The 1,394-nt window shown below is 70.9% G+C and carries 1 protein-coding gene; it reads right to left on the bottom strand.

Annotation, left to right across the window (positions count from 1 at the left end; translation table 11 throughout):
* On the bottom strand, positions 1-1,394 hold a 1,394-nt coding region (locus HMH01_RS17720; protein ID WP_171327125.1), incomplete at both ends, for a heavy metal translocating P-type ATPase.

A 1,394-nucleotide genomic window follows, 5' to 3' on the forward strand; every position in this document is an offset into this window, starting at 1 on the left:
TCAGGTCGCCGCCCAGCAGGGTGATGCCGGCGCTTTCCATCGCCACATCGGCCCCCGTGCCCATGGCGATCCCGACATCGGCGGCGGCCAGCGCGGGCGCATCGTTGACGCCATCGCCTGCCATGGCAATCCTGTGGCCCTCGCGGCGCAAGCGGTCGATCAGGTCCTTCTTGGCCTCGGGCAGGATGCCGGCGCGCACCTCGTCGATGCCGAGCTTGCCTGCCACCGCCTGCGCCGTGCGCGCGTTGTCGCCCGTAGCCATGATGACCCGCAGCCCCTGCGCATGAAGCTCCCTGATGGCCTGCGCGGTCGAGTCCTTGATCGGGTCGGCCACGGCCACGATGCCCACCAGCGCGCCATCGACGGCGAGGAACATCGCGGTCTTGCCCTCGGCGCGCAGGGTGTCGGCCCTTGCCTCGGCCGTGTCGGTGTCGAGCCCCATCTCCCGCATCATCGCGGCATTGCCGAGCGCCACCGCGCGCCCGCCGACGCGGCCTTGCACACCCTTGCCGGTCGTGGCTTCGAAGTCGGCAGCCTCAAGGCGTGCCGCACCCTCGGCCTCGGCCCCTTCGACAATCGCTTCGGCCAGCGGGTGCTCCGAGCCGCGCTCTAGCGCTGCGGCCAGCGCCAGCAGGTCGGTCTCGTCCATCTCCCCGAGCGCGACCGTATCCGTCAGCTTCGGCTTGCCCATGGTCAGGGTGCCGGTCTTGTCCACGATCAGCGTGTCGACACCCGCCATGCGCTCCAGCGCCTCCGCGTCCTTGATCAGCACGCCGGCCTGCGCCCCGCGCCCGGCCGCCGTGGTGATCGAGATCGGTGTCGCCAGTCCAAGCGCGCAGGGGCAGGCGATGATCAGCACCGACACGGCGGAGGCGATGGCGAAGACCAGCGCGGGTTCGGGGCCGAAGGCCAGCCAGACGACGAAGGCGATAATCGCGATGGCGACCACCGTCGGCACGAAGACCGCCGAGACCCGGTCGGCCAGCCCCTGGATCGGCGCGCGCGAGCGCCGCGCGTTCGACACCATCGCGACGATCTGCGCAAGCACGGTGTCGGACCCGACCTTGCCCGCCTCGATCACGAGGCTGCCATTCTTGTTGATCGTGGCCCCGGTCACCGCATCGCCCGGACCCTTCTCGACGGGCATCGACTCGCCGGTCAGCATGCTCTCATCGAGCGACGAGCGCCCCTCGATCACCGTCCCGTCAACGGGGACTGCATCGCCCGGGCGCACCCGCAGCCGGTCGCCCTCCAGGATGTTTTCCAGCGGCGCATCGTATTCGGTGCCGTCCGGCAGGATGCGCCGCGCGGTCTTGGGCGCGAGGTCCAGCAGCGCGCGGATCGCGTCCCCGGTGCGTTCGCGCGCGCGCAGTTCCAGCACCTGGCCCACGAAC

Origin of the sequence: Halovulum dunhuangense, from assembly GCF_013093415.1 — a bacterium.
GTDB classification, from domain to species: domain Bacteria; phylum Pseudomonadota; class Alphaproteobacteria; order Rhodobacterales; family Rhodobacteraceae; genus Halovulum; species Halovulum dunhuangense.